The 6,311-nt window shown below is 71.6% G+C and carries 7 protein-coding genes and 1 pseudogene; 6 read left to right on the forward strand and 2 right to left on the reverse strand.

Annotated elements, in window-relative coordinates:
• Together EES42_RS30575 and EES42_RS30580 are read left to right on the forward strand one after the other, a co-directional pair.
• A partial coding sequence (locus tag EES42_RS30575) for an ATP-binding protein (protein WP_164495370.1) occupies window positions 1–593 on the forward strand: 593 nt, incomplete at its 5' end.
• A 130-nt stretch (window positions 594–723) separates the two neighbouring features.
• Complete coding sequence (locus tag EES42_RS30580) at window positions 724–1,467, forward strand: class I SAM-dependent methyltransferase (protein ID WP_124721498.1); 744 nt, start codon at window positions 724–726, stop codon at window positions 1,465–1,467.
• Between the two features lie 15 nt (window positions 1,468–1,482).
• Here the strand turns inward: EES42_RS30580 and EES42_RS30585 are convergent, their stop codons facing one another.
• Window positions 1,483–2,523, reverse strand: coding sequence for an aldo/keto reductase (locus EES42_RS30585; RefSeq protein ID WP_124721499.1), 1,041 nt, complete (start codon window positions 2,521–2,523; stop codon window positions 1,483–1,485).
• A 132-nt stretch (window positions 2,524–2,655) separates the two neighbouring features.
• Between EES42_RS30585 and EES42_RS30590 the strand changes: the two genes are divergently transcribed.
• Entirely contained in the window at window positions 2,656–3,258 is a 603-nt protein-coding gene (locus tag EES42_RS30590) for a TetR/AcrR family transcriptional regulator (RefSeq protein WP_124721500.1), read from the forward strand.
• A 79-nt stretch (window positions 3,259–3,337) separates the two neighbouring features.
• Window positions 3,338–3,907, forward strand: a complete 570-nt coding sequence (locus EES42_RS30595) for a hypothetical protein (RefSeq protein ID WP_241196669.1) — start codon at window positions 3,338–3,340, stop codon at window positions 3,905–3,907.
• Window positions 3,908–3,932: 25 nt separating this feature from the next.
• Here EES42_RS30595 and def read toward each other — a convergent pair whose 3' ends face one another.
• Window positions 3,933–4,592 carry a peptide deformylase gene (def, locus tag EES42_RS30600; RefSeq protein ID WP_124721502.1) on the reverse strand — a complete coding sequence of 220 codons (660 nt, stop codon included), beginning with the start codon at window positions 4,590–4,592 and terminating at the stop codon, window positions 3,933–3,935.
• A 194-nt stretch (window positions 4,593–4,786) separates the two neighbouring features.
• Here def and EES42_RS30605 point away from each other — a divergent pair, with 194 nt between their 5' ends.
• Both EES42_RS30605 and EES42_RS30610 read left to right on the forward strand, forming a co-directional pair.
• Window positions 4,787–5,368 carry a helix-turn-helix domain-containing protein gene (locus EES42_RS30605; RefSeq protein WP_124721503.1) on the forward strand — a complete coding sequence of 194 codons (582 nt, stop codon included), beginning with the start codon at window positions 4,787–4,789 and terminating at the stop codon, window positions 5,366–5,368.
• A 52-nt stretch (window positions 5,369–5,420) separates the two neighbouring features.
• Window positions 5,421–5,926 (forward strand): annotated as a pseudogene (locus tag EES42_RS30610) (DinB family protein).
• Window positions 5,927–6,311 lie beyond the last annotated feature (385 nt).

Genomic DNA, 6,311 nt, shown 5'->3' on the forward strand with positions numbered 1-6,311 from the left:
GCACCGACGGGCTGGTCGAGGTGCGCGGCCAGGACATCGGCGCCGGACTCGCCGCGCTCTGTGCCTCGGCCGCCCATCCCGCGGCCTCCATGGACGACGCCTGCGACACCATCATCCGCGCCCTGAACCCGAGCGGAGGCCGCAAGGACGACGTCGCGCTGCTGATGGCCCGGCTGAACGGCATCCCGGGCGAAGACGTCGCGGAGTGGCAGCTCGCCCTGGACCCACGCGAAGTGGCGCGATCACGACGACTGGTGCGCGGGAAGCTGCTCGACTGGAACCTGCCGGACGCGGTGGAGGCGGCCGAGCTGATGGTCAGCGAACTCGTGACCAACGCCGTGAAGCACGGCCGGTCCCACCACATCGTGCTCCGGCTGGTGCGCACCGGCGCCCTGCTGTGCGAGGTCAGCGACGACGAACCCGCCCCGGCCACGCTGCTCGACGCCACTTCCCACGACGAGTCCGGGCGCGGCCTGATCGTGGTGAGCGGCCTCGCCCGCGAATGGGGCACCAGCACCACGGCGCACGGCAAGACCGTCTGGTTCGAACAGGCACTCGCCAAGATCCCGGGCCCCAGGTCGCACACCTGGTGAAGGCCCGGCCAGTGACCGGGTGGATGCCGTGCGGGGTCTTGCCGGGGCCGTCCCGGACGGTAGTCCGGTCCTGAGCAGGACGCCGCGGAACGCCGCACGGCGTCGCAGGACGAACGGACCGGGAGCGCACATGGACGTGTCACAGCACTACCGCGAGGCGTGGGAGGGCTACTGGTCCGCCACCTCGGACACGCCCGGCGAGGCGATCTGGGACTCCGACCCGTCCCTCACCTCCGCACCCGACACCGAACTGCTGCTGCCGCACGCCGACACCTCGCTGCCCGTCGTCGACCTCGGCTGCGGAAACGGAACCCAGACCCGCTACCTCGCCACCCGTTTCGCCCGCGCGATCGGTGTGGACCTCTCGCACGCGGCCATCGGGCACGCCCGCCGCGCGGACACCGAGGGCGTCGCGGAGTTCGCCCGGCTCGACCTCGTCGACGCGGAGGCCGTGGCGGCCCTGCGCGAGCGGATCGGCGACACCAATGTCTATATGCGTGCCGTGATCCACCAGAGCGAGCCCGAGGCCAGGGCCGCCGTCGCCGCGGCGGTCGCGGCGCTGCTGGGGGAGCGGGGGCGGGCCTTCGTCACCGAGCCGACTCCGGCCTCCAAGGAGGTGCTCCAGCAGGTGGCGCTGGGCCCGGACGGGCCGCCGGAGAAGCTGCGCCGGGTGCTGGCCCACGGGCTCAAGCCGGCCAGCGCCACCGAGGAGGAGGTACGGCGACTGCTCCGGGACGCCGGTCTCACCACCCTGGACGAGGGCGCGGCGGCCCTGGCCCAGACCGAGTACCTGCCCGACGGTACGCGGGTCGAGCTGCCCGCACGCTGGTTCGTGCTGGGCCCGCGGCCGACAGCGGCCGGTGGTGCCGGCTGATGTCCTGGGGCCGGGTCAGGCGGTGGGCCCGCGCCGTCGCTCCGCGGCGGCCAGGGCCGGGCGGCGGTAGTCGGCGTCCGAGGGGTTGAGGGTGACCCCGGGCGGGACGATCTTGTCGATGCGGTCGAGGATCTCGTCGTCGAGCCGGACCTCGGCGGCGGCGAGCTGGTCGGTCAGCTGGTCGATGGTGCGGGCCCCGAGGATCACCGAGGACACCGCCGGATGCGTCGCGGCGAACGCCAGCGCCAGGTGCGTCAGCGGGATGCCCGCGTCCCGCGCCACGACCAGCAGCTCCTCCACGGCTTCGAGCTTGCGCCGGTTGCCGGGCAGTCCGAGGTCGAACTTGTGCGCCACCACGCGGCGGAACGCGTCCAGTTCGATCGGCTCGTCGCCGCGGAACCGCCCGGCCAGCCAGCCGCTGTTGAGCGGACTCCAGGTCAGCACGCCGAGCCCGTACTTCCGTGCCGTGGGCAGCACATCTGCCTCGATGGCACGCACGAACAGCGAGTACGGGGGCTGCTCGGTGTGGAAGGGGATGTGGTTGCGCCGGTCGGCGGCCCACTGGGCCTCGACGATCTGCTCGGCGGGGAAGTCCGAGGTTCCGATCGCCATGATCTTGCCCGCGCGCACCAGGTCGGAGAGCACGGAGAGCGTCTCGTCGATATCGGTGGCCGGGTCGGGGCGGTGCACCTGGTAGAGGTCGATGCGGTCGGTGCCCAGCCGCCGCAGGCTGTCGTCGACGGCCCGGGTGAGCCAACGCCGTGAGTTGCCCCGCCGGTTCGGGTCGTCTTCCCCCATCCGGACCGGGAAGTGACCCTTGGTCGCGAGCACCACGTCGTCGCGACGGCCGTGGAGGGCCTTGCCGATGATCACCTCGGCCTCGCCGCCGGAGTACTGGTCGGCGGTGTCGATGAAGTTGATCCCGCCGTCCAGCGCCGTGCGGATCAACCGGACCGCGTCGTCGTGGTCGCTGTTCCCCCAGGCGCCCAGGCGCAGGGTGCCCAGGGCGAACTTGCTGACGGAGATGCCGGTGCGGCCGAGAATCCGATGCTGCATCACTGCTCCCTGATGTCGATTCCTCACGAACGGGACGCGGAGTCGCTACTTCCCCGACGCCGAAAATCTATAACCTGCAACATGAGTGATGCAAGTAGGGGGCGCAGGGGGGTGCTGCTGTAGCGTGTCGGCATGACGGAGCAGAAGCAGCAGACGAAACGGCCGCTCCGGGCCGACAGCGAACGGACCGTGCGGACGATCCTGGAGGCGGCCGAGCAGGTCCTCGCGGCCAACCCGGCGGCGAGCATGGAGCAGATCGCCCGGGCCGCCGGCGTCGCCCGGACCACCGTCCACCGCCGCTTCGCCACCCGGGATGCGCTCCTGGACGAGCTCACCGGCTGGGCCGCCCGCCAGTTCGCCGAGGCCGTCGACACCGCCCGCCCGGACGCCGCCCCGCCGCTCGTCGCCCTCTACCAGGTCACCGCGAACGTCCTCCGCGTGAAGACCGACTGGTCGTTCGCCATGAACCGCACGGCCGACGACACCCACCCCGAGGCGGCCCGCATCCACGCCGAGGTCCGCTCCACCTGCGCCCGGGTCTTCCGCCGCGCCCAGGAAGCCGGCGTGCTCCGTCCCGACATCGACCTCGACTGGACCCGGCGCGTCTACTACGCCCTCATCCACGAGGCAGCCAAGGAGGGGGCGGGCGGCGGTGACACCGATGTGCTGGCCACGCGAGTCGTGGACACCCTGCTGCGCGGAACGGGAGGACCGGCCGGACTCGCGGGAGCGTGATCGGGCACGCGCGACAACGGCACAACGGCGGTACGACGACCGTTCGGTGCGCGATCCGGCAGTTGATAGCGTGCTCGCCGTGACGGAACTGGAAGAGCTGGTCCTGACCCCTGGCGAGCGGGCCCGGGGGGTCCGGGTCGACGGTGTGGTGTTCGAGATGGACTGGACCGGTGAGGAATACCCGGGCCAGTTGGCGGAGTTCGTGGCCGGGCGGGTGCGGGCCTTCGGGGTGGAGCCGGCAGGCGTCGATACCGATGCCGCCTACCGCGCGGCAGAGTCCGACCCGACCCTGCGGCGCGGTGACTTCCCGGTCCGCCAGCTCGATCATCTGTCCGGTGTGCTGGCGAATCTCGGCTGCACGCTCTTTGCGTGTCACAACGGCACCGACACCTACGAGGTGCTGGTCGCGCTGACCGGCGAGCGCGAGCCGACCGGGCTGACCGGGCTGACGCACCAGGGCCTCCCGGTGCGGGCCTGGGGTTCGGCACCCGACGAGACCCTGGTCAGCCTGAACTGCCCGAACTGCTCATCGATGCTGGTCTGGGAACTGCCGGCGAACCAGACCCTGGCCGACGAGCGCTGCGACTGCGGAACCGCGCTGTTCGACGCCGCCGGCCTCCCACTGCCCGACGTCACCCTCCACGACTGAGCCGCTCGCTCCCCCCGGCCGCCTCCTACTTGCCCAGCTTCGCGGCCGACGCGGCACGCCGGGCGAAGGTCTCGTCCCTGGCCCCGGCCATTTCACGCAGAGCCGTTCTGCGTTCCCGCTGGGAGATCCGGTCCAGGTAGAGGCGGCCCTGGAGGTGGTCCGTCTCGTGCTGGAGGCAGCGGGCGAAGTAGCCCCTGCCCTCGATCACCAGCGATCCGCCGTCCTTGTCGCGGCCCCGTACGACCGCCCGGTCGAGGCGCGGCACCACGCGGTAGGGCCCGGGAACGGACAGGCACCCCTCGGATTCGTCGATCAGCCTGCGCTGCTCGGCCGGTACCTCGTCCAGGACGGGATTGGCGATGTGCCCCACGTGGCGCACTCCCCACTCGTCCGTGATGTCCCACACGAACAACTGAAGGTCCACGCCCACCTGGTTGGCGGCCAGCCCTGCGCCCTCCGCCACCTGGTTCGTGGCGAACATGTCGTCGACCAGCCGTGAGAGCTCCGGTGTGCCGAACTCGGTGACCTCCTGGCACCGGCGGCGCAGGATCTCCTCGCCGACGACGGTGATGCGGCGTACCGCACCCCGCTCCACCTCCGGCGCCAACCGGGGGAAGGACTCGACGGGTTCGCCCTGTACGCGCACCCGGCGGTCCTGCGAGGTGTCACCGGAACCGACAGCCATGGACATGGATCATCAACGCCTTCCGCGCATGCCCGAGTCGGCCGGGGAGGATCCCCGGCCGACGGCAGGCCACTTGACCGAATGCTTTGCAAAGTAGCAGTCTTTGCAAAGTGAGCGATGAGAACAGGCAAAACGGAGACAGGCAAAGCGGAGACGGGCAGAGGGAAGGCCGACAGGACGAAGACCGGCCGGGCATGGTCCGGAGTCATGAGGACCGACGTGCCGCATCCGCGCCACCGTCCGCGCAACGGGCCCGGCGCCCGCTCCCGGACCATCCCGTACGCATCGCCCTGCTGGACCTGCTCGCCGAGGCCGGCACCGTCACGTCCACGCAGGCCGCAGCCCGTCTCGGGCACAGCTCCGGCCTCTGCTCGTTCCATCTGCGCCAACTCGCCCGGCACGGCCTCATCGAGGAAGTCCCGCACAAGGGCGGGCGGGCCCGGCCGTGGCGGCTCCGCTGGGACTCCGGGCAGCAGCCGGACGAGGCGGCGCCGGAACAGTTCGACGTGCTCGCCCGCGGGCTGGAGGACGAGAGCTACCAGCACTGGCTGGCCCACCGGGACCGGGCGCCCGCCGAGTGGCAGCACGACGAATCCTTCAGCGCCGTGGTCCACCTCGCCCCGGCGGAGATGGCCGAACTCGCCGCCTCGATCCGCCTTCTGCTGGCCGGGTACCGCGAACGGGACCAGCGGCCCGAAGCGCGCCCGGCAGGCACGGTGGCCGTGGCCGCGGTCACCAGACTCTTCCCCCTGCTGACCGAGCGTCCCGCACCGTAGCGGAAGGCAGAACAACTGGGCGCACAGCCGCCGTGGTTGGCATGATGACGCGATGAATGACGACCCGAGGAACAGACCTCCGCAGGTGGGCGGCGAGCGTGCTTCGCTGACCGGATTTCTCCAGTACCAGCGCGAGACCCTGGCCATGAAGTGCGCCGGGCTGACCGACGCGCAGCTTCGGGAGCCGGCCGTTCCCCCTCGGACCTGACGCTGCTGGGGCTCGTCCGGCATCTCGCCGAGGTCGAACGGTCCTGGTTCCGAAGGGTGTTGAGGGACGAGGTCGCGCCGGCGCATTGGCCGGGACCGAATCCCGGCGAGTTCGCCGAGTTCGAGGTCGCGGACGCCGACACCGAAGAGGCGTTCCGGATCTGGCACGAGGAGTGTGCCCGTTCCCGGGCCGTCGTCGAAGCCGCCGAGTCCCTCGACGTCACCGGGAGTTACGGCGACGAGGTGTTCTCGCTGCGCTACATCCTCACGCACATGATCGAGGAGTACGCGCGGCACAACGGCCAGGCCGACCTGATCCGGGAGCGCATCGACGGCGTCACCGGCGAGTAGCCGCCGGACCGCACCACGGAGACCGGCGCTCGCGCAGATCGTGGCAGCGGCAGATCACGGCAGCAGCCGAGGACCCCGCTTCGCCGCCAGATCCTCGGCCCAGCCGTCGACGACGTGGCGGGGGAGACGTCCACCCTCGCCGACGCGGCGTCACAGCGTGCCTTCGCCGAACGCAGTGGAGCCGGCGCGCTCTCCCGGTGGGCCACCTTCCGCGACCAGGAGTGCGCGGACGGGAACTCCTCGGAGGCCGACGACACGTGCAGCGGGGTCGCACAGGCGGAGGGAGCGTTGGCGAAGGCACTGGGCGGATGCCCCCCCGACACCGCCTCCCGACACCGCCTCCCGACACCGCCCCCCCCAGGCACCGCCCCCCGGCATCACCCAC

This window comes from Streptomyces sp. ADI95-17 (assembly GCF_003846175.1).
GTDB lineage: Bacteria > Actinomycetota > Actinomycetes > Streptomycetales > Streptomycetaceae > Streptomyces > Streptomyces sanglieri.

Coding starts and splice junctions, on each gene's coding strand:
- EES42_RS30580 (WP_124721498.1), top strand. CDS start 724: ATGGACGTGTCACAGCACTACCGCGAGGCGTGGGAGGGCTACTGGTCC.
- EES42_RS30605 (WP_124721503.1), top strand. CDS start 4,787: ATGGTCCGGAGTCATGAGGACCGACGTGCCGCATCCGCGCCACCGTCC.
- EES42_RS30585 (WP_124721499.1), bottom strand. CDS start 2,523: ATGCAGCATCGGATTCTCGGCCGCACCGGCATCTCCGTCAGCAAGTTC.
- EES42_RS30590 (WP_124721500.1), top strand. CDS start 2,656: ATGACGGAGCAGAAGCAGCAGACGAAACGGCCGCTCCGGGCCGACAGC.
- def (WP_124721502.1), bottom strand. CDS start 4,592: ATGGCTGTCGGTTCCGGTGACACCTCGCAGGACCGCCGGGTGCGCGTA.